This is a genomic window from Gardnerella coleohominis (assembly GCF_002896555.1).
GTDB classification, from domain to species: Bacteria; Actinomycetota; Actinomycetes; order Actinomycetales; family Bifidobacteriaceae; genus Bifidobacterium; species Bifidobacterium vaginale_F.
The window spans coordinates 126688-149403 of record NZ_MNLH01000001.1; the positions used below are offsets into that span (position 1 = coordinate 126688).

At 41.6% G+C, this 22716-nt stretch carries 13 protein-coding genes and 1 tRNA gene; all 14 read left to right on the forward strand.

All coding sequences use genetic code 11. The features are described 5' to 3' along the window. Positions 1-2: 2 nt before the first annotated feature. The 14 genes from eno to pheT all read left to right on the forward strand — a co-directional run bounded on the left by eno (position 3) and on the right by pheT (position 22679). A complete protein-coding gene (gene eno, locus BFS05_RS00450) occupies positions 3-1298 on the forward strand; it encodes a phosphopyruvate hydratase (protein ID WP_103084118.1) in 1296 nt (431 codons plus the stop codon). Between the two features lie 183 nt (positions 1299-1481). Continuing rightward, positions 1482-1982 (forward strand): 2-amino-4-hydroxy-6-hydroxymethyldihydropteridine diphosphokinase, encoded by a 501-nt coding sequence (gene folK / locus BFS05_RS00455; protein ID WP_103084119.1) that lies wholly within the window; start codon positions 1482-1484, stop codon positions 1980-1982. Positions 1983-2139: 157 nt separating this feature from the next. Further along, the gene (gene folP / locus BFS05_RS00460) at positions 2140-3273 is read left to right on the forward strand and encodes a dihydropteroate synthase (protein WP_103084120.1); all 1134 of its coding nucleotides are present in this window, start codon (positions 2140-2142) and stop codon (positions 3271-3273) included. A gap of 68 nt (positions 3274-3341) precedes the next feature. Continuing rightward, the gene (locus BFS05_RS00465) at positions 3342-3863 is read left to right on the forward strand and encodes an FtsB family cell division protein (RefSeq protein WP_103084121.1); all 522 of its coding nucleotides are present in this window, start codon (positions 3342-3344) and stop codon (positions 3861-3863) included. A 1-nt stretch (position 3864) separates the two neighbouring features. Continuing rightward, positions 3865-3996 (forward strand): hypothetical protein, encoded by a 132-nt coding sequence (locus tag BFS05_RS06940; RefSeq protein ID WP_258004159.1) that lies wholly within the window; start codon positions 3865-3867, stop codon positions 3994-3996. A 97-nt stretch (positions 3997-4093) separates the two neighbouring features. Then, positions 4094-5773, forward strand: coding sequence for a DUF501 domain-containing protein (locus BFS05_RS00470; protein WP_103084122.1), 1680 nt, complete (start codon positions 4094-4096; stop codon positions 5771-5773). Positions 5774-5917: 144 nt separating this feature from the next. Then, a tRNA-Leu gene (locus tag BFS05_RS00475) sits at positions 5918-6001 on the forward strand. Between the two features lie 596 nt (positions 6002-6597). Further along, on the forward strand, positions 6598-12843 hold the full coding sequence (locus tag BFS05_RS00480; RefSeq protein ID WP_103084123.1) for a Rib/alpha-like domain-containing protein: 6246 nt from the start codon (positions 6598-6600) through the stop codon (positions 12841-12843). 286 nt (positions 12844-13129) lie between these two features. Continuing rightward, entirely contained in the window at positions 13130-14983 is a 1854-nt protein-coding gene (locus BFS05_RS00485) for a SpaH/EbpB family LPXTG-anchored major pilin (protein ID WP_258004160.1), read from the forward strand. A gap of 577 nt (positions 14984-15560) precedes the next feature. Continuing rightward, complete coding sequence (locus BFS05_RS00495; protein WP_103084125.1) at positions 15561-16619, forward strand: class C sortase; 1059 nt, start codon at positions 15561-15563, stop codon at positions 16617-16619. 348 nt (positions 16620-16967) lie between these two features. After that, positions 16968-17915, forward strand: coding sequence for a cation diffusion facilitator family transporter (locus BFS05_RS00500; RefSeq protein ID WP_374703751.1), 948 nt, complete (start codon positions 16968-16970; stop codon positions 17913-17915). Between the two features lie 56 nt (positions 17916-17971). Further along, positions 17972-18931, forward strand: coding sequence for a TrmH family RNA methyltransferase (locus tag BFS05_RS00505; protein WP_103084126.1), 960 nt, complete (start codon positions 17972-17974; stop codon positions 18929-18931). Positions 18932-18981: 50 nt separating this feature from the next. Then, the gene (pheS, locus tag BFS05_RS00510; protein ID WP_180978546.1) at positions 18982-20049 is read left to right on the forward strand and encodes a phenylalanine--tRNA ligase subunit alpha; all 1068 of its coding nucleotides are present in this window, start codon (positions 18982-18984) and stop codon (positions 20047-20049) included. A gap of 5 nt (positions 20050-20054) precedes the next feature. Further along, positions 20055-22679 carry a phenylalanine--tRNA ligase subunit beta gene (gene pheT / locus BFS05_RS00515; RefSeq protein ID WP_103084128.1) on the forward strand — a complete coding sequence of 875 codons (2625 nt, stop codon included), beginning with the start codon at positions 20055-20057 and terminating at the stop codon, positions 22677-22679. Positions 22680-22716: the final 37 nt, after the last annotated feature.

The window sequence follows — 22716 nt, forward strand, 5'->3', positions numbered from 1 at the left end:
TTGTGGCAGCTATTGAAAGCGTATATGCACGCGAAATTTTGGATTCCCGTGGAAATCCTACTGTTCAAGTTTATTTGGAAACTGAAGATGGCGCTCAGGGCATTGGTTTAGTACCTTCTGGTGCTTCAACTGGTGAAGCTGAGGCTTGGGAACGTCGCGATGGTGACAAGTCCCGTTACCAAGGCAAGGGTACCTTGGAAGCAGTCAAGGCCGTCAATGAGGTTATCGCACCTAAGGTTATTGGCATGGATGCCACTGACCAGCGCGCTCTTGATGAAACTATGATTGAGCTCGATGGCACTCCAAACAAGGGCAAGCTTGGCGCAAACGCTATTCTCGGCGTTTCTCTTGCTGCTCTTTATGCAGCTGCTGAATCTGCAGAGCTTCCATTGTATCGTTACATCGGCGGAACTAACGGACACATTCTTCCAGTTCCAAACATGAACATCATGAACGGTGGCGCTCACGCTGACTTCGCAACCGATATTCAGGAATACATGATTTCTCCATACGGCTTCGCAACCTACAGCGATGCTTTGCGCGCTGGCGTTGAGGTTTATCACACCTTGAAGAACGTTTTGAAGAAGGAAGGCTTGGCTACTGGTCTTGGCGACGAAGGCGGCTTCGCTCCAAAGATGAAGTCCAATGAGGATTCCTTGAAGTACATCATGGATGCAATCGAAGCTGCTGGTTATGAGCCAGGCAAGCAGATTGGTATTTCTCTTGATGTTGCTTCTTCTGAGTTCTACAACAAGGAAACTGGTAAGTATCGTTTCGATGGCGAAGAGCGCGAATCTGCTTACATGCTTGATTACTACGAGAAGCTTATCAACGAGTATCCAATCGTTTCCATCGAAGATCCATTCCAGGAAGAAGGATGGGATGATTGGGCAGAAATCACCAAGCGTCTTGGTGATCGTTTGCAGTTCGTTGGCGATGATTTGCTCGTCACTAATCCAAAGCGTTTGGCTAAGGGTATTGAGCTTGGAGCAGCTAACTCCTTGCTCGTGAAGTTGAACCAGATTGGTTCCGTTACCGAAACCCTCGATGCTATTGAGCTTGCAACCAAGAATGGCTTCACTTCCATGGTTTCCCATCGTTCTGGCGAAACCCCAGATACCACCATTTCTGATCTTGCAGTTGCTAAGAACACCGGCCAAATCAAGACTGGTGCTCCTGCTCGTGGCGAGCGTATTGCTAAGTACAACCGCTTGCTTGAGATTGAGGAAGAGCTTGGTTCTACCGCTCAGTATGCTGGTTACAGTGCATTCAAGGCTTGCAAGAAGTACGTTAAGTAGTTTCATAGTTTTGAATTGCATTTTGATAAGCTACAATAAGCTAATTTGAATATTCTAAACGGTCGGTCACTTCGGTGGCTGGCCGTTTTATATAAAAATAAAACTGAATTAAAATATCTAAAGCAATAAATAAAACTGAATAAGACAATCTAAAACAAATATAAAACAATTTGGGGGGTATGTATGAGTTCGTTAGTATATATAAGTTCTGGAAGCAATATTGGGGATCGTTTAAATAATTTACAACAAGCAGTTAAAATGCTGAAAGAAAATACTCATATAAGTAATGTAATAGTTTCTTCTGTTTACGAAACTGAACCAGTTGGAGACGTTGAGCAAGATAGTTTTTATAATATTGGAATTAGGCTGAGAACAGACTTAACTCCTTATGAACTTTTAGATTTCATTCATGAGATAGAGCAGCGTTTACACAGAAAGAGGATTATTCATTGGGGTCCTCGAACAATCGATTTAGATATTATTGATTACGATAAATGCGTATTTAAAAGCGATAATTTAACTATTCCTCATAAAGAGCGCGATAATCGCAAATTTGTCTTGGTTCCGCTATTAGAAATCAGCAAAGATGATTCTGACTATCATGACTTACTTGAAGAAAAACTATCTTATCTTAATGATTCTCATTGGATTAAAATCGTTGAAGGCAGTGAAGTTTTTAATTAAATAAGACGTTTTATCACATTCATATTTATTTATATTCATTCATATTTATTTGTATTTATGATGTGTGTGATCCAGAAACAAAATTGCAAATCCGTATACTTAGCTTGCAAATAGTATATGATTATTTAGGTATTTAGACATAAAGATAGGAATAGTTATGAATATTACAAAAGAACGTGATATTACTGGCACAAGTCTTGCAGAAAAAGTTCTTCTTGATCAAGTACAAAAAGAGCAAAAATTAGTTTTGAACTGGAATGATATACCTTCTGACTGCATGCAAAAGGTGATTGATTTCATTGATCATTTTGATACTTCTTATGAAGTAAAAGAGTCGTCTGTTCAATTTTTATTGCCGCTTATTGCCATTAAACCTTTTATAAACGCATGTGAAAAAACGTGGAATAATGATTCTAATCTATTAGAAAGCATTAATTCTATTGCGCGCGAAAATACTATTATTTGGAAAGCTGGACGTTTCCGCTTTGATACTATTGACAAGCCAATTGTTTACGCAATTTTGAATATTACGCCTGACTCTTTTTATGACGGTGGAAGATATCAAACAGAAGAGCAAATTAAAAAGCATGTAGAAGAAATCATTAATGCTGGAGCTGACGTTATTGAAGTTGGAGGTCAAACAACTAAGCCAGGAGGATATGTAGAAATTACTCCTGAAGAAGAAATTAGTCGTGTAATCCCAACGATTCGTTATATTCACGATAATTATCCTCAAATTGCTGTTGCTGTAGACACTTATAAAATTCCAGTTATGAAAGCAGCAATTGAAGCTGGCGTAGATATTGTTAACGACGTTCGCGCATTTGAAGATCCTGAAAAAGTAAAATTGATGGCTGAATCTAATGTTGGCTTAGTTACAATGCACAGCAATAGAGATACAGAATATGATAATTTAACAAAAGTTATGTGTGAATTCTTTACCAATAATCTTCGTATGCTTATAGATGGTGGAATTGATAAAGATAGGATTATTCTCGATCAAGGTATTGGATACGCGAAAGTTGCTGATGGTGAGCAAGACTACGCTATGATGCGTAATATTAATCAGCTAAATCGTTTCGGTCGTCCAATATTAGTTGCAATTTCTCGAAAAGGCTTTGGTAAAAAGTTATTCAATCTTGATAAAGAAGATCGCTTGCCTGTAACTCTTGTCGCGGAAACAGCGATGTTTATGGCTGGCGGTCGCGTAATTCGCGCTCATGATATAGCTGAAACAAAGCAATTAGTGGATATGATTGACGTTATTAACCGTAACTACTGGTTCAAGTAAAATGTTTTATTTTAAAGAATTATATTTACTTGTAGCACACGTCGAATATGCCAAGTAGGTTATAAGTTATGAGTGCAAGAAAACGTCGTATGCTTGTCAACGCTAATACGAATGGAGACAAGAAAAAGAGTTTTAAATTTTTTTCTGGTCCAATAGTGTTTGCAATTATGCTTGCTGTTGTTATTTTAGGCTCTATAGAGCTTATTTCAACTATTCGCAGTTATGCGTTAAGCCTAGCTGAATTGCATACGTTGCAAAATGAAGAAGCTTCATTGCAAACTCGTAAAAATACACTGCTCAATAATATTGACCGTTGGAAAGATAAAGCATATGTAGCGACTCGCGCTCGCGATCGTTTGGGGTTTGTTTTCCCAGGAGAGCAAGCTGTTCGTGTTGAACATCCTGAAGCTGTTACTGGCAAAGCTACTAATAATTTTGCTGAAGGCAGTTACAATAGTGCTTCCCATACTACACTTCCTTGGTATAGTAATTTGTCTTATGCTTTGCACAAAGCTGACAAGCCAGAAAATATGGTTGAGCATTCATCGGATAAAAATGCGGATAGTAATATAACTCGTACGAATAATTAAGGTGACTGAAGTAACTAAGGCTAAGGTAACTGAAACTAAGGCTAAGGTAGCTGAAGTAACTAAGGTAACTGAAACTGAGGTAACTGATGTAACTGTTAATTTTTGTGTAAAACATGTGATTATTTTGCGATAGTTTTACATTGGATTAGCGTGTAACCTGCTTGTATTCGTTTTTGTTAAGATTAAATAATACGAAGATGTTTTAGGTATAAATAATACAGGAGTTAGTAATGGTATTTGATGTAGAAGCTGCAATAAATCGCTTCTGTGATAATCCTGCAAGTGACGTTGATAAAGATATGGTTTACAGACAACTAGGGCGTTTTCCAAGAGGAATGGTTTCTGTAGGAGCTCGTTGTGTGTGCGGAAGACCTTTAGCTGTTATTACGCGTCCTTGCTTAGAAGATGGAACTCCTTTTCCTACTACATTCTATTTAACTAGTCCTGAAGCAGTGAAAGCTGTATCACATATTGAAGCTGAAGGCTTTATGCGTGAATGTAATGAGCTTTTGAAAAATGATGCAAATATTGCTGAACAGTATGCTAAAGCTCATGAAATTTATAAGTTATTTAGGCATAATTTAGCAATTCGACTTTCGGATAGTGAAGAGCATATTTCTGATGTTAGCGCCGGAGGTATGCCTGTAAGAGTTAAGTGTTTACACGCGATTCTTGCTCAAACTCTTGTTATGGGTAGTGGGATTAATCCAATTGGAGACATGGTATTAGCTCGAATCAGTAATGAGTTTGATCCCGGTATCTGCCGTTGTACAACTCCTTGGAGTGATGATTCAACTGAGTGCGATAGCGAAGTAATAAATAATAGCGATAATTCTGATGCTAGTAGTTCCAATAGCGATAATTCTAAGAATGTTGTGGAAAATATGAAATATACAGAATCGCAAAAATCGAAAAAATCTGTGTGCGTTGCAGCTATTGATTGCGGTACTAACTCAATTCGTTTAAAAATCGCTCGTGTAAACGATCACGGTATGACAGATATTGTTCCGCGAATGTTAAGAGTTGTGCGATTAGGGCAAGGCATTGATGAAACTCATAAGTTCTCAACTGAAGCATTAGAGAGAGTTAAAGCTGCAGCTCACGAATTTGCGCAAGTTTTAAAAGACAATCCTGTTGATGGTATTAGATTTGTTGCAACGTCTGCAACGCGCGATGCTGAAAATCGTGAGATCTTTGAGCAAATGATGATAGATGAACTTGGCGTGCGTCCTGAAGTTATAAGTGGTACAGAAGAAGCTGCACTAAGTTTCCTTGGAGCTACTAGCGTTGTTTCTAGAGATGAATTACCTGCGCCTTATTTAGTAGTAGATTTGGGCGGTGGATCTACTGAATTAGTTTTAGGCGGAGATGGAGTAAATAATGATATTAGGGAAGTTACAGCCGCGTATTCAATGAATATTGGTTCAGTTAGAATGACTGAACGACATCTTCACACTGATCCTCCAACTGATGATGAAATTAATACCGCGATTGCTGATATCGACGCTAATATTGACGAAGCTTTACGATGCGTCCCAGTAGGTAAAGCAAATACTATTATTGGAGTTTCAGGTTCAGTTACAACAATGGCTGCGCTCGCTTTAGGATTGAAGCATTATGATCATAGTGCAGTTGATGGCGCACATATTGGGCTAGAGCAAGCTTATACAGTTAACGATAGATTCTTGCATATGCCTAGAGATCGTAGACGTACGTATGCAACAATTCACCCTGGACGTATTGATGTTGTTGGCGGTGGAGCTATTGTTTGGAGCCGTGTGCTTGAGCGTGTTTCTAAAGCAGCATATGAGGATCATGGTGGGGTATTAGACACATTTGTGGCTAGTGAGCATGGTTTACTCGATGGAATAACGCTTGATTTAGGCAGAAAATTACTCGCCACACGCTGAGTTGCTAAATGCTGAGTTGGTACGCTGACTTGCCACACAATCATTCGCCACGCGCTGACTCGCAAGACAATTATTCGTAAGACAATCATTCGCCACACGCTGAGTTGTGTTTATGTAATTAATATGGCATAATGTATGTCTGTTGCCTCTGTGGCGGAATTGGCATACGCATCAGACTTAAAATCTGACGCCCTTACGGGCTTGTGGGTCCGAGTCCCACCGGAGGCACGAATAAAACGTTGCATGGCTTTTGCTGTGCAACGTTTTTTGTTAAAAACTGGGATGTTTTTAGACTATAGCTCTGTTTTTAGTTGTTTTTTGGGAAATAATCCGAAACAACACGGAATTAGATTGAGATTAATGTATGCAAAATCACTGTATATTGTGGTTATGCTTATCTAGCTAACTGTATATTGTGTTTGTGACACGCCGGGTGCAATATTTGTACGCTAAAAGAAGCGAAAGATATCAAGTTTTTAATATATTTGTAACGTATTTTATTGTGGTTTTTATAGAATCTAGTAATTTTTACGAATATTAAAAAATGTGCAGATTTTACTTGAATTTTGCTATGGGGGGGGGTAGAACTGTTAGAGGCTTTTTGGGAAGCCGTGCCTGCATATAAGGCATACGTATATGTTTTATACTGACTACCTGTGCTTGGCTCAGTTAGTTGCATTCGTAGTAGCGAGTGCGCAAGGTTTTTGATTTGCCATACATCGGCATCGTATGCAGGCTGAGTGTTTGAAGCTTAACACTCAGAGAGTTGGAATTTGAGATATACTGCGGCTTTTGCTGCAGTGGAGGACTAGGAAGGCGAGAAAATGTTACCAGCAAAGTTCCGTGGATTCGCATCACGCGTGGGTCGTCTTGCGTCGCGCGCTTTGGCTTGGAATAAGACCAGCGAGCGCGATGGGGCGCTCAACGCTACCTCCAGCACCGCCAGCGCAACCTCTAACTCTGATGCTTCTGCTTATCGCCCATCACACACTCTCCGTACTTTCCGCCGTGCGCTTTTCGCAATGCTCGTAGCAGCCGCCACGCTTTTCGCAACTTTTGTTGTGCCGCCGGTAAAAGAAGCTAACGCAACTCAGGCTTGGTGGGATTACGCTGGCAATGGATATTTTACTGATGGTGACTATTGGGTTGGTGATGCTGTTCGTGATGTTTCTATTAGCTATCCTAATATTCAATACAATCAGTGGGATAGTGATTATGGCAAAAGTGGAACTAAAATCAGTTGGGATATTACCTTCAATGCGAATGGTATGGGATTAAATTCTTTATCTTTCAATGTGCCTCCTAAAGGAAATGCAAAGTCAGATGGTTCGCCGTGGGATGGTAGGCCAGATTTGACAGTTTTTCTTCCAAAAGGTCTTAGGGATGGTGATGCTTCGCATCAAAGTTCAGTTCGCGTAACTCGCACTGCTATTAAGAGAAAATTTGTATATAATGAAAAAGAAAAAAAGGGTCATTGGGAATTTGAAAGAGAAGTAAAATATAATAGTCAAAGACCAAGTGAATTTACTAATAGTACTAAGCATAATTATACCTACGCTGATGGCGATTATTATTTTAATGAGGCTTGGAAATACTCGTTAGGTAGAGAAAAACTTGGTAAAAGCGATGATGCTACCTGTGGAGACCCCGAAATTAGAAAGAAATACGGTTTTTGTGAGATTCGCAAGTGGCGAGGCAATCCGAATAATTCGAATGATCCCAGCAATAAATTTGGTCGCGTATTTCTTGATTGGGCTCAGGGTGATACAACTTTCTCTTATGAGTGGCATATAGAAGCATTTGTTGAAGATGGTGTTAATCCAGAAACCTTACCTATTATTGCTGGTTGGGATTCTAATAAAACTGGTGTAGGTGCAGGTTATTGGGGGAATAGTGAACGTAACAAGTGGGCTGCTATGGGTCCATTTGATACTGATGGTGATGGTATTCCTGATTACGTTGAGCATCAAGTAAGAATGAATCCGACAAATGGCGATGAGATTTCATACCCTCAATACAATAGTTCGGATGATAAAAAGTATGGGCAAGATAATATTCCTATTACTACATATCATCGCCCTGTTACAGTGAAACCGTTTGCAAGAACCGGTGAGTGGGGAGGTGATTCTTCGCATGGCAGTTTTGAATACGATGGTGGTACGACTACTAATTTGCCTACCAATCTTGGCATAAAATATGAGCTTACTAACAAAATTCCTAATGGTGTAAAAGTAGTTAGTTCTCCATCTAAGATGCCTGAGGGCTCTGTGTATATTGATAGCAGAACTGGTCATGTAACTTATAACCCTAGAAAAGAAGATAAGGGTAAAGTTCTTGAATTTGGTACAAAAATTACTTATCCTGATCCTTCTCGATATCCGTATAACTGCAAGTATTATGATCGTGGCTCTTTTGTTACGGAGCAGCACCCAACTAAAATCAAGGTTGTTTCGCAAGCCTCGCTGTACAACCCTGTTTACACCCCAATTGATCTGACAGAAAAAACCGGTGATAATCAGAGATATGTTACGCCGATTGTTTACACTGTCAAACCACAAAGCGTTAAGGACGCAAGCAAGAAACACTCGGATATTATTCAGTCTGGCGATCTTCCTGAAGATGCTACTTTTGAACTTAAGCAGTATGTAAATGGTAATAATAGGAGCGATCCTGTTCTTGATTGGTCGCGCATAGAAAATCAAGATAAAAATAATGGAAAAGTCCGCTTTTATTCAAACAAATGGAGGGAGCCTGTCAAGAAGTATATTACTCCTGTAGTAGTTCATTATGCGGATGGTTCTAGTTCTACTGATGGTGACGCAGGTAATGCTGATAAAAACGGTGATTTTGCTAAGAGCGTAGTGTATGCTTCGGTTAATCTTAAGCGTCCAAATCCTAAAGATTCTGAGCTGAAGCTGAATATTCATAACGGTTATGCAGGATCTAATTTAGGAGATAATGGCTCTGTAACTATTACTGTTAAAGATCCACTCAAACCAAGTATTTGGATTGATTCGTGGGCTCAGTATCAAATTGGTCAAATATCGTTGAAGTCACTGTGCTGGAAGGAAACAACGCAAAAAAGTGGGAAAGTAGAAAAGTCAGACTATACCTTTAGCGACCTGTCTAAAACGAATAACGATAATACTATTAACGGCTTGACTTTTAAGCAGACTGAAAAATGGCCTCACGCTGATGATAAGGAGCAGGAATCTTGCTTCACTAATGGAACGTGTAATAATTCAAAGTTGTATGATGGTGACGCTTTTACTATTGAACGTTCGCGTGGTGAGATTTCTGGCACGCCTAATAAGGGCGGTAAGTACGTTTGCCGCGTGTTTGCTTTAAGAGATGGAAGCCAAGCAAAAACTGATTTTGATAATGCTGCCAAAGCAAAAAAACATGACTTTAGTCTGAATGATAATACTAGAAAATACGACTGGCAGTCTAAGACAGTAACTTTTGTTGCGCATTCTTTGGCTCACAAATATAACCCTCAATACATAAAGGTGAATGTGAAGGCTGGGCATAAGGGAGGAGTTACCTCGGCTGCTCCGGTAAGCCAGCGTGGTGCTAATGGCGTGAAAGATGACGACAAGAGTCAAAATGATCTTGTGCCGAATGGTACAAGGCTGCCAAAAGGCACATGGTTTGAGTTAAAGAAATACTCAAAACATACGGATTCAAAAGATAAGCTTTCATGGTCTAGCTTTGAAGGTAAGCAAAGTAACAAGAAATCAGACGAGGATAAGCCTGAAGATAGTACTTCTGACGAGATGTATGGCAAAGTTACTTTTGCGCCAAATAACGGTATCCTCACTGGAAAGTATAACACTCCTGTAATTGTGCATTATCCAGATGGTTCCACTTCTGAAGATCCAGACTCTGGTAATCTTGGCAAGCCTGTATATGCGCCTGTGGAAGTAACTGATCAAGATATCCAAGATGATGATTTAAAGCTCAAAGTTTATTCTCAATATGGTGGCGGAAGGCAAATTGCGGACAATGATAAAAACGGTATGCGTTTCCGTAAAGGTGATACTTTAGGTGACAAGTCTGATGATACCTATAAGCCAATGTTCTTTGACTCTTGGTCAAGTGCTAAGCCAGGAAAAATTTATCAGCGCATGCTTTGCTATAAGTTGGGTGCAGATAATAAGCGCTCAGGTTATAAGATTGGCGGTATTAATGGTCTGACACTTGCTGGTCGAAAAGATAATACTACAAATGGCGATTTTACTGATCAACCATCACAATGGACGAGAGCTAATGAGAAACAGAAGAACGAGTGCAATAAAAATAAAAACAATTGCAAGCCTAATCTTTACTTATATGGTGATGAGCATGATACCGTAGAGCGCACTTGGGGTTGGTTACATGGCAAGGTTGAGGAAAATGGCGACTTTGTGTGCACTGTGTACGCTATTAAAGACCTTGAAAATAAAGATGGTAAGCATGGTGATTTACAGAAAAAGTTTGATAAAGCTGTAAAGAGTTTTGTAGATAACCCTGGTAATCGCAAGTTGGAAGATGTTGTTAATGGAGTTTTAACAAATAAAAAGAATAAAGATAAACCTCTTGAAGCCACTCAAAGGCACGTCGATTGGGATTCGGTAACCTTCCCAATTCATGTGCATAGTGACGCTCACTACTACAACCCGAAGTATGAAGAGGTTAAAAAGCTACAGGCTGGTGAAACTGGGACTTCTAATCTGCCAAAGAGTTTTAAGAACGCTAATGGTGCGAAGAATAATCAGGATGATGTGAAAAACAATGAGTCTTTGCCTGACGGTACTTGGTTCGAGTTTAAGCAGTATACGAAGGATAAAAAGCCTAATGGAGCTGAACCTCTCAACTATGCTTTCTTTGAAAATGATGACGATAATGTCAAGAATGAAGGCGGTAAGAAATTAGCTAAGAATGGCACTGGTCAGTTTGGTAATGTGACTTTCCATCCTCATAGGTGGGTTAACGCTAACAGGAGTGATAATGCTCCAGTAATCGTTCATTACCCCGATGGTTCTACTTCGGAAGACCCGGATTCTGGTAACAATGGTAACCCAGTGTATGCGAAAGTAAACGTTGTACCACACGACTATAATCCTGGCGATTTGAGTTTTGATGTAACGAACAATTTTAACAATGGTGGCTGGGCTGATAAGACTATTAAGATTAAGAAGGGTGATCCTCTTACCAATAGTCATCCTCGCCGTCTTAACTTATGGTCTACTCATAAGCCTGGCAAAATCGAGCTTAGGACAATATGTCATAAGATTATTCACAAGGATAATACTGCTGATACTACGTCTGAATACACTTGGAATGGTATTGCTGGCATTACTATGGAGAATCCAATTATTTGGGATCATCAGGAAGATCCTCAAAAGCAGCATCAGTGCTATGGGGATAAAAAACAGTGCGATGCGAAGCTTTTGTATGACGATTATGTGATTAATGGTAATTCCAGGAATACGACTGAGCGTACGCGTGCCTCTCTTGTTGGCAAGGCTAACGAATCCGGCGACTATGAGTGCGTAGTTTACGCGATTAAGCAGGGTAGCAAATTATTAGATAGCTTTGATAAGGCTATTAAGTCAATTAAGCCAGATAAAAGCGGCAAAGTAACGCCAAGTGATACTGATCCTTTGAAAAACTTCAAGTGGAAGCTTGATGGTGATACTGGTAAAAAAGACGCGGTTAAAGGTGTTGACTACGAGTATCGTTCAATACCAATCCACATTCACAACGACAACCACTTCTACAACCCGAAGTATGTTGATGTGAGCGTTACGGCTGGTCAAAAGGTTGAGAATGCTGTGCCGCAAAGCGTTAAGAGCGCTAACGGTGCGGATAAATACCAGGATGCTGTTAAGGCTGGCGCGCTTCCGGACGGAACTTGGTTTGAGTTTAAGGATGCCGCAAACGGCTTTGAGGTAAATGCTGACGGCACTAAGGGCAACAGTGTGTCTTTAGACTGGTCGTATTGGGCTTCTGGCAACGCCACCGATAAAACCGGTGAGCAGAGCAATAAGCCTGACAATCCTTCCAAGCAAAAGAATGGCAAGCACAGTTCCAAGGATGACGGCACGCGTTACGGCAAAGTGACCTTCCACCCAGATCAATCTGTTGCTCCTAAAGCGTACTTGAAAGAGATTGTCATCCATTACCCGGATGGCTCCAATTCGGACGACCCGGATTCTGGTAACAACGGCAAGCCTGTGTATGCGAAAGTTACAGTTGCAGGTTTCAGTGGAGCTGACAAGGATCTTAAGATGACATTGCTCAGATCCCAAGACGCTGATCCTGTTGACACGCTTGGTGGAGGTAATTCTCTTACCGTTATGAGCGGCACGAGCCTTACTAAGAATCCGTATGTGCGCGCGTGGAGCTTGAAGGATCGTAGCAATATTTCATTGCGCATGATGTGCACTAAGCAAGGCGAGCAAAAGTGGAGCCACGGGCTTGACGATACGCTCAATATGCACCTGAACCAGGATTACGGCGAAAGTGTAAAGCCGTGGGCTTTTGCAACTGCTGATCAGCGAAAGTCTTGCAGTGAGAACGGTGATAAGTGCATAGCTAACTTGCTGTATGGCTTCACGAAGAATGGGAAGCAGGACAGCATAGAAAGCGCTGTGTCTCGCAGTGAAGACGATATTGCTGGCGTACCTCAAAAGGCTGGAAAGTACACGTGCGCTGTGTTTGCGTTGAAGCCGAATGCGCTGACGGTGTTTAATGGGCTTAGTTCATCTATAGATATGAAAAAGGTTCAGCTTACAGGATTAAAGTCTGCTGTTGATTGGAACAGAATTTCCTTCGACGTGAACGTGATAGATCCGCCTAAATTCGCTCTGCCAAAGACCGGCGGCGATGGGATGAATATGGCGCTGCTGGTGCTGATGATAATCGGCATGTGCGTTATGTGCGGCGCGTTCTTCGTTGATCAGACGAAGTGGGGTCACGCGATGCTTGATGCGTTGCTGCGTAAGACACTGCTTAAAGATTTTATCTGCAAAACTGCCAAAAAGCTTCGCGCTTTAAGGCGACTTGGCGAAAGGTGGCGATGCTGATGAAAATTTTCTGCAGCTTAAAAACTGCAGTATCAACGTTCCATGTGCTGGCAATGGCATTACGCGTTACGTAGTGATGGTACACAGTGACGTTACACAGTAACGGTAATTATGCCGGAGCATGGTTCGGATTTAATCTTGCTGCGCGCGGCGCAAATCGTAGCCGCCGACAGAGTTCATGCGGCTTTGCGATGACTCCGCCGACCGTGCGCAACACAAAATAAAACAATAACCGTAATTCCTCTCACAAACCTGCCCACAAGGGCACTGAACAAAGGAGAAGAAAGTGAATAAATTCACTAAACAATGCGTGGCGGCATTCGCCTCGCTCGCAATGGTTGGCACGCTGTGCGTCGCCGGCGCCGTGGTGGCAAACAACGTGGCATTTGCTACGGGTTCTGAAGCAGCTAGTACTGATCCTGCACCATGGGATAAAGCTGCTGCCAACAAGACTGGTTCCATCCTCATCCATAAGACCGATGACGCTGCAAAGCCTAAAGGCCTTAATAATGTGACATTCACTATTAAGAAAGTAGCGAAGCTAGCACCATCTACTGACACTAGTGCCCAAACTCTTGATCTTAAGGATAAGGATGCTTGGGTTACTTTGGCGTCTAAGGTGGGAGAACTTAATACAGCTGCTCAGGCCGGCAATCCTGAAAGCAAGGTTACGTTCGACAATACATTTGGTGACGCAACTAACCATGCTAAGTCTGAGACTACCAAGAACGACACTTTCGATACCAATGACAAGGTAGATGGTGTTGCTAAGTTTACAGATCTTCCTCTCGGCTTGTACTATGTTGCCGAAACTAAGGTAGAAGGCGATGCAGCTGGCTATAGCCCTAAGTTCAGCCCGTTCTTCATTACAGTTCCAGAAATCACGCGCGGTGCAACTGATACAAACAACAAGTACAACTACATCGTGAAGGTTTCTCCAAAGAACTGGAATGCTACAGAAGGTATTAAGAAGGATGCTGTTACCGGCGACATTGTTGGCGTTGGCGATACGCTTCCATACAAGATTACCGCTAAAGTTACGCTTCCTGCCGATGCGGAAACTAAGACTGAAACCTCTGGAACTAAGTCTACGTATTTTACTGGCTCCAATATTAATGGCTTTAAGATTTGGGATGACGCGTTAATCGATGCTTATGAAGGTATTAGTGAGAACTCTTACACTCCTGATGCTACGGTTACTGTCGGCGAATATGACGCGCAATCTAGTTCATTTAAGACTATTACTGGCGCAACTAATCCTGAACCTCTTGACAAGAGTACTGATAATGGTGCCACTGGTGATTACACTGTGAAAGTTTCAGACTCTGAAGTTGATAAGGGCACTGCAGTAACCCGTAAGCGTATTCTTTTCGAATTCACTGAAGTTGGTAGAGACAAGATTGCAAAGAAGTTCGGCACTAGCGCTAATACCGATATTCGTGTTCAGGTGACTTTGAAGTTTAAGTTGAAGAGCACATACGGTTCAAAAGCTGACGAGACTGTTCTTGAAAACAAGTACGGTTTCAACCCTGGTGGCAAGGGTAAGGTTCCAGATATTACCGGTAAGACTACTGAGACTAAGTTGCACAAGTTCCACATCTTCAAGTACGACGGCACAACCGAGAATTCCCAAACGAAGAAGCCTCTTTCAAATGCACAGTTCAAGGTGTTTACTGAATCCAAGAAGACAGATGCAGATAAATGCGCCAAAGATCCAAGCGCTCAGGGTGCTTGTGCTGGTGCAATGACTGGTTTTGCGGACGCAACGCCTGTTGCTGGTGCTGCTGTTGATAATAATGCAGGCACCATCACCACTACAGGTAAAGATGGCAAGACTGCTGACTACGTTGCTAAGGAAGGCGAAAAGTTCTACGTTGTGGAGATTAAAGCTCCAGATGGCTTTGCTCGTTCTGAAAAAGTATACGAGGTAACAGTTACTGCTAAAACCAGCAATGATACATCTTATGAGTATGCAATCGCTAACGTTCCAAGCAATGACGGCGACTTCTGGTTCAAGCTTCCAAAGACCGGTGCTTACGGCATAATCATCTTCGCTATTGCCGGCATGTGCTTGGTTGCTGTTGGTATGTTCATCTTCTTGCGCAACCGCAAGAAGGATGAAGAGCAGCAGGCTGCCTGATTGTAGTTGGTGACTGCTGAGCAAATCAGCAGTCGCTTCTGCATGAATGTAAATATCTGTTTGCATGGCATAAATATTGGAGCTGGGTGCGACTTGTTGCTCTCGGCTCCAATATTCATGTGCTCCAAGCGCTTATGCAAGTCGATTCGCTAGATCTAGTGAGGGTTTGGTTGAATCTGCTTTGCTATTCACTAGGCAGAGATTTAAGATTTTTCGCCCAGAGCGAAATGAACCTCAGCACGAAGTGGTGATTCATTGAGCGAAGAAGAAAAATTGAAAAATCTCGGTGATTAATCGAAGATTAAAAGACTAAACATGCCAAGAGCTGTCGGAGTTTCTCTTAGAGCAATGTAAAAATCTTGCGATGAGAGAAACTCCGAGAGCTCAGCAACACTATGTAGGAAAATTATAAAATTCTGTTTCATGAGAGCGTAACGTCTGCCCTCACGGATAATTGCTGCTCGCCTGAGCTTGCGTTGAAAGTCCATTGGACATTCAAGGTGAGTTTCGTAAGCGAGATAGCGAGCAAAAATAAATAAATCGTAAATCAAATCTAAATCCAACGAAACGAGGAAGCATGAAATTAAACAGCGCTGTTACGAAAGTATATGCTTTTCTCAACAAGATTTCGCAAAACAAGCTTTTTAAAAACCAGAATAACCAATCTTCACAAACAACTAACGCAACTAATGCAGCAACCGCAGCTAACGTAACAAACTCACCAGAGGTCTCAGCACAAAAACCTCACGCCGCCCACAAATCCAAGCAAAAGTCTACGATTCGTAAAATCGTCGAGCCAATCGCATTCGTGCTGGCAGGCATTTTGTGCTTCAGTTATCCTGTGTGTTCCACGCTTTGGAATAATCGCGTGTCAAAGGAGATTTCTAACGCGTACGACAAGTATAATAATCATCAATCTATTGATGTTCGTCGTGCTAATATTCGAGCCGCGCAACTTTATAATAAGCATCGCAAGGTTATGCTCACGCGCGACCCATACGGTGGTGATAATCAGGATGATATTACTAAAACTCCGCAATATAAGGAGTATCTAAAAGTATTAGATGAGCCAATGGGCGTTATGGGCATCGTGAAAATTCCGAAGATTGGCGTAAAAATGCCAATTTATCATGGCACTACGATGGATGTTTTAGCGCATGGGGCTGGCCATTTATATGGCACGGATTTGCCGGTTGGTGGTAAGAATCGTCACACTGTTGTGACAGCGCATACCGGTTTGCCGAGCGCTACAATGTTTGACGATTTGGTGAATTTAAAGAAGGGTGACTACTTCTACATTGACGTGCAAGGCGAGACTTTGCGATACAAAGTGTTCCGCATAAGCGTGGTTGAGCCGCACGATATTAGTTTGCTTCAGCGCGAAAAAGGGCGCGACTTGGCGACGCTGCTCACGTGCACTCCGTATGGTGTGAACTCTCATAGGCTTTTGGTGACAGGGTATCGTGTGCTGCCGGATCCTGTGAAGCCGCCGGAGGATCACGTGCAATGGCCGCTTTGGATGACGCTGTTCCTTATAGCGATGATATTATCGGCGGCTGTTATTGCCACAATGATTATTACAATGGTCCGCAATCGTCGTAAAAATATTGAGCCGCATGGAAGGCATTTAAACTAACTTAACGATATTGCTGATTATCTGACTATTTTCATAGAGATACATCTGTATGTATATAGAGATATACAGATATACAGATATATGGATATATGGATATACAGATATACAGATATACAGGTACACAGCTGTATACTAAAGATGCGTTTGTATCGTAGAAGGATTTGCTTTATTTTATGCTCGCTTGTATTGCATAAAATAATAACTACGCTTATAAGATTTATGAAATACGCACGCTAAAAAGCTTAAAGCGAATAGAACTGGTATATTGAATATTTAACGTGACAATTGGAGGTTTGAGGATTGCATAATCATACTTTGGATAATAATCATACTTCGAACAATAATAATATTTCGAATAATAATATTTCACAGGATTCGAATGCATCGCGTAGCTTGCATCGCTCGCATCAGCATCGTCTAATATTAACGCTATCTCTTACGTCAATAGTTTTTATTGCAGAAGTAGTTGGCTCATTCCTCACGAATTCTCTTTCGCTGCTTATTGATGCAGGACATATGCTTACGGATATTTCTGTGCTCGTGGCATCTACTGTTACTGCAATTCTTATGCAGCGTCGACCAAATGGAAAGCGTACTTGGGGTTGGGCTCGTTTGGAAGTTATAACTGCTGCGGCTGGTGCTTTAGTTCTGCTTTTTGTTGGCGTATATGCTCTTGTTGAAGCATGTATGCGTCTTTTTGGGAACGGTCATGATGGTATTCATGATGTTAATCAGCTGCTTTTCTTCGGTTTACTTGGTTTGGCTGCAAACGTTGGATCTATTGTTATTTTAGTTTCTCGTTCTCATGACAATATGAATATGCGTGCTGCGTTCCTTGAAGTTATGAATGATGCTCTTGGATCTGTTGCAGTAGTGATTTCGGCAATTGTTATGATGAGCACGCGTTGGACTGGTTTTGATGCTGTTGCTGGTGGAATTATCGCGATTTTGATGATTCCTAGAGCGTTGAAGTTATTGAAGAACGCAATAAAGGTGCTTTTAGAGCAAACTCCTGAAGGATTGGATTTAGATTTAGTACGTAAGCATTTGGAAGGCGTGAAGCATGTTATAGCTGTTCATGATTTGCATGCTAGTACTGTTTCTACGGGTATGCCTATTTTTATGGCTCATGTAGTTGTTGAGAAGGATTTGACGATTGAGCAGTGTGCGCAAATTCTTAGTCAACTCCAAGATTGTTTGCGTGAACATTTCCCAGTATCTGTTTCGCATACTACTTTTCAATTGGAGCCAGAAGGGTATACGACTCCTAGTTCCTCAGAGCATCATCAGCCGTGAAATCTTGAGTGATTTTTGAAGTTTTTTGAAGTTTTTTTTGAAGTAGAGTTATATACATGCCTTTAAAAGAATTAATTGATAATCCTCATAGTGAGCGAGTGAAACGTATTGCTGCTCTTACGCGTGGCAAAGTCAATGATTTGCATAAATTTTTGGTTGAAGGTCCACAAAGTGTGCGCGAGGCAGTTCGGTATGCTGCAGATTCTATTTGCGATATTTATGTTGCAGAAAATGTTGTAAACGATTATAAGTCTTTTACGAATAATCATTCTTCTGATTCGAATGAAAATAATTCTACAGATACTATTCGCGCTATTGTTGAGGAATCTTTAGAAAAAGGATGCTATGTTCATCCTGTAAGTCTTGAAGTTATACGCAAGATTAGTAGTGACTCTCAAGGAATAGTAGCTGTTTTAAATTCGAAGTCTTTAGATGATTTTTATACTAGCTCTTTTTATAACTTGCAAAATTCTTTAGTTAAAAAGTCCTTAGACGAGAATCCTTTAGACGAGAATCATATTAAACCTTTGCGAATTGCTGCTTGCTGGCAGGTAAGAGATCCTGGTAATGCTGGAGCTATTATTCGAGTAGCAGACGTAGCTGGATGCGATGCTGTAGTATTCGTTGATGATTGCGTAAGTCGTTGGAATTCTAAACTTATTCGTTCTACTGCAGGTTCATTATTCCATTTGCCAGTTGTTTCAATAAGTGAAAATGAATGGTTTGATTGGGCGAAAAAACTTGGAATAAGAATTATAGCGGCAGATATTTATGGTACGGACGAGCGTAAGCCTAAAGATTTTCCTATTATTCTTGACGACAATAATATTATGGAATCTTCGCTTGCTGTTTTGTTTGGTAATGAGGCTAGAGGATTGCCTGTTAGTGTCTTAAATAAAGTAGACGAAATATCTGTTATTCCTATTTACGGTAAGGCTGAATCTATGAATTTGGCTACTAGCGCAGCGGTGATGCTTATGGGCTTGGCTATGTCTAGTCATGCGCGAAAAATGTAGCTTTGTAACGTTATTTAAATAACTGTTAGTACTTGGATAGGAAGGGTGCTGTGACGAGTAATAATACGTTTGATGTGGAAGCTGTAAAAAAAGCAGTGGAAGAGGGCATTGCTTGTGTTAATTCAGCTAAAAGCATGGAAGATTTGAAGTTAGCGAAAACTAAGTATGCAGGTTCTCAGTCAGTTATGACTTTAGCCAGTAAAGAGATTGGTAGTTTACCTGCTGACCAGAAAAAAGAAGTCGGAAAGTTAATGTCGCAGTTGAGAGCTGATTTTGGCCGTGCTTTTGCGCAGTCCTCTGATCGTATTAAAGCTCTTGAAGAAGCTCGTATGCTTTCTGCAGAGACTGTTGATATGACTCTTCCGATTAATCGTAAACCTTTGGGTGCGCGTCATCCTATTTCGCGTATTATTGAGGATTTTGAGGACTTCTTCGTTTCTATGGGCTGGCAGATTTCTGCAGGTCCTGAAGTTGAAACTGAGTGGTTCGATTTTGATGCTTTGAATTTTGGTCCGGATCATCCAGCTCGTCAAATGCAAGATACTTTTTACGTGCAAGGCAATCAAGCTAAGGATGCTGCAGGATTTGTCGGTTCAAACATGGTTTTGCGCACGCAAACTTCTTCTGATCAGGTTCGTGCGTTAATTGAGCGCGGAGTTCCTCTGTACATTGCTTCTCCTGGGCGAGTGTTCCGTACTGATGAGCTTGATGCAACGCATACTCCAGTTTTCCATCAGTGTGAAGCTTTGGCAGTGGATAAGCATTTGAGCATGGCTGATTTAAAGGGTGTGCTTGATCGTTTAGCTGTTGCTATGTTTGGTCCAGATGCAAAGAGCCGTTTGCGACCAAGCTACTTCCCATTTACTGAACCAAGTGCTGAGCTTGATTTATGGTTCCCAGATAAAAAGGGCGGTCCAGGCTGGATTGAATGGGGCGGATGCGGAATGGTGAACCCGAATGTTCTTAAATCCGCTGGCTTAGATCCAGAAGTTTATACTGGTTTTGCTTTCGGAGTAGGTTTGGAGCGAACTTTGCTACTTCGACATGACATTAACGATATGCATGATTTGGTTGAAGGCGATAAGCGCTTCAGTGAACAGTTTGTGATGGGGGAGTAAAACTCATGCCAATGGTAGATATTGACTGGCTTAAAGATCATGTTGAAGTGCCAGAAGGTTTAACATACGAACAGCTTGCTAAAGATTTAGTTCGTGTTGGTTTAGAGGAAGAAGAAATTCATACTTCTCAGGTTACTGGTCCTATTGTTGTAGGCTACGTAGTAGATGCAACTCCTGAGCCTCAGAAGAATGGTAAAACTATTAACTGGTGTCATGTTGACGTTGGAGACAAATACAACGATGTTGACGAGAACGGTAAAAAAGTTCCTCGTGGCATTATTTGTGGCGCTCCTAATATGGCTGCTGGTGAAAAGGTAGTTGTTACTCTTCCTGGTGCTGTTCTTCCTGGAGATTTTAAAATTGAGCCGCGTAAGACTTACGGACATATTTCTGATGGTATGTGTGCTTCCGAACGTGAGCTTGGTTTAGGAGATAGCCACAACGGAATTATTTTGTTGCGAGAGTATGGCTTCTCTAATGCTGAGTATGATGCGTTAAAGCCTGGCGATGACGCTATGGAATTGCTCCATCTTAATAAGCCGATTTTGGAGATTAACATAACGCCTGATCGCGGATATGCTTTCTCTTATCGAGGTGTTGCTCGCGAATATCACCATTCAACTGGAGCAGTTTATAAAGATCCTGTTGAAGAATTAAATAAGAATGTTCCAATCTTAGATAGTGTTACATCAGCAGAAGCGGCCGATATTGAGGTTAGCGTAGAAGATAATAATCCTATTCATGGCGTTGTAGGATGCGATTGTTACTATGCTCGCGCTGTAAGGAATATAGATGCTAATGCTTCAAGCCCACAGTGGATGCGTCGTCGTTTAACTCGAGCTGGAATGCGTGGTATTTCCTTAGCCGTAGACGTAACTAACTATGTTATGTTGGATTTGGGTCAGCCTTTGCACGCTTATGATTTAGACAAGATCGAGTCTCCGATTGTTGTTCGTCGCGCGCGTTCAGGTGAACATTTAACTACTTTGGACGGCAAAGATCGCGAATTAAATAATGAGGATTTAGTGATTTGTGATTCTCCAAGTGGAAATCATGGTTCGCGTGTTCTTGGTCTTGCTGGCGTAATGGGTGGCATGTATGGAGAAGTTACGAGTGAGACTAAGAATGTATTGATTGAAGCAGCTCACTTTGATCCTGTTTCTATTGCTCGTACTGCTCGTCGTCATAAGATTCCTTCTGAAGCTTCACGTAGGTTTGAGCGCGGTGTTGATACGCAATTGCAGCCTGCTGCAGCTCAGATGGCATCTAAGCTTCTTGCTAATTTTGGCGGTGGCGAGCCATCTAGTCATCCTCGTGATTTAAACAATACGCAGCCTCGCGATGTTATTGTTTTTAAAGCAGATGAAGTAAAGCGTGTAGCTGGTCTTGATATTGATTTGAATCGTATTAGCGATATTCTTACGGATATTGGCTGCTCGGTTGCTGGTGGCGGTAATGGTTCATTCTCTGTTTTGCCTCCAACGTGGCGTCCTGATTTGAATGCTCCATGCGATTTGGTTGAAGAAATCGCACGCTTGGTCGGTTACGATGAGATTCCTGTTAAAGTTCCAGCTGTTCCTGTTACTGGTAAAACTGGCTTAACGAAAGATCAGGCTACTCGTAGGGCTATTGCGTATGAGCTTGCTGAAATGGGTTTGGTTGAGTCTTTGAGCTACCCGTTTGTTGGCAAGGAAGATTTTGATGCTTTCCGTCAAGATGTTGATGAGATTTCCAAAGTTAGTGTATTGATTGCAAATCCTTTGGCTGGAGATCGTCCTTGGCTTCGTCGTGATGTTCTTACAACTTTGGCTGGTACTGTTCGCAGGAATCTTCGCCGTGGTTTGAATAATGTTTCGCTTTATGAACTTGGTCACGTGTATTTTGCAGATCCTAATGCTCCGGCAATTCCTGCTTTGCCTGGCTCGGTTCGCCCTACGGATGCTCAGCTTGCTGCGTTGGATGCTGGTTTGCCTGAGCAGCCTTTGCATGTTGCAGCTCTTTTGACTGGTAAGGCTGAAGAAACGGGTTGGCTTGGAAATAATAGGGAAGTTGATTGGAGCGATGCTGTAGAAGCTGTTAATCGCTTAGGAAAGCGAATCGGTGTTGCTTTTGATATTCGTCAGCTTAATGCTGATGATGTTCCTGCTTCTTGGCATCCAGGTCGTACCGCGAAGGTGTATATTCCTGTTGATGGTGCAGATGATGTTGAAATTGGTATTGTTGGAGAATTGCATCCTCAGGTTGATGATAATTTAGGCTTGCCAAAGCATTCTGCTGCTTTTGAGCTTGATTTAACTGCATTGTTTGACGCTATGCAAGCTAAGCCTGTTCAAGCAAGACCTGTTTCTACGTTCCCTCCTGTAAAGCAAGATTTTGCCTTTGTTGCTCCAATTTCACTTAGTGCTCGAACATTGCAAGAAGCTATAGAAAAAGCTTCTGGTGATTTGTTTGAGTCAGTTGAATTGTTCGACGTTTATGAAAGTGAACAGCTTGGTGAAGGTTTGCGATCTCTTGCTTATTCTGTGACTTTCAGAGCTGCAGATAGGACGCTTTCAGGTGATGAAATGGAAGCTGTTCGTGAATCAATTACGAAGGCTGCGTCTGTTTTGCACGCTACATTGCGTGTATAACAGCTACATTGCGTGTATAACAAACTTGTAGTGGATT

What these genes read in the sequence shown, in the direction of transcription:
- pheT (WP_103084128.1), top strand. Translation starts at nt 20,055, where the DNA reads ATGCCAATGGTAGATATTGACTGGCTTAAAGATCATGTTGAAGTGCCA.
- folK (WP_103084119.1), top strand. Translation starts at nt 1,482, where the DNA reads ATGAGTTCGTTAGTATATATAAGTTCTGGAAGCAATATTGGGGATCGT.
- BFS05_RS00480 (WP_103084123.1), top strand. Translation starts at nt 6,598, where the DNA reads ATGTTACCAGCAAAGTTCCGTGGATTCGCATCACGCGTGGGTCGTCTT.
- folP (WP_103084120.1), top strand. Translation starts at nt 2,140, where the DNA reads ATGAATATTACAAAAGAACGTGATATTACTGGCACAAGTCTTGCAGAA.
- BFS05_RS00465 (WP_103084121.1), top strand. Translation starts at nt 3,342, where the DNA reads ATGAGTGCAAGAAAACGTCGTATGCTTGTCAACGCTAATACGAATGGA.
- BFS05_RS00470 (WP_103084122.1), top strand. Translation starts at nt 4,094, where the DNA reads ATGGTATTTGATGTAGAAGCTGCAATAAATCGCTTCTGTGATAATCCT.
- BFS05_RS00495 (WP_103084125.1), top strand. Translation starts at nt 15,561, where the DNA reads ATGAAATTAAACAGCGCTGTTACGAAAGTATATGCTTTTCTCAACAAG.
- BFS05_RS00505 (WP_103084126.1), top strand. Translation starts at nt 17,972, where the DNA reads ATGCCTTTAAAAGAATTAATTGATAATCCTCATAGTGAGCGAGTGAAA.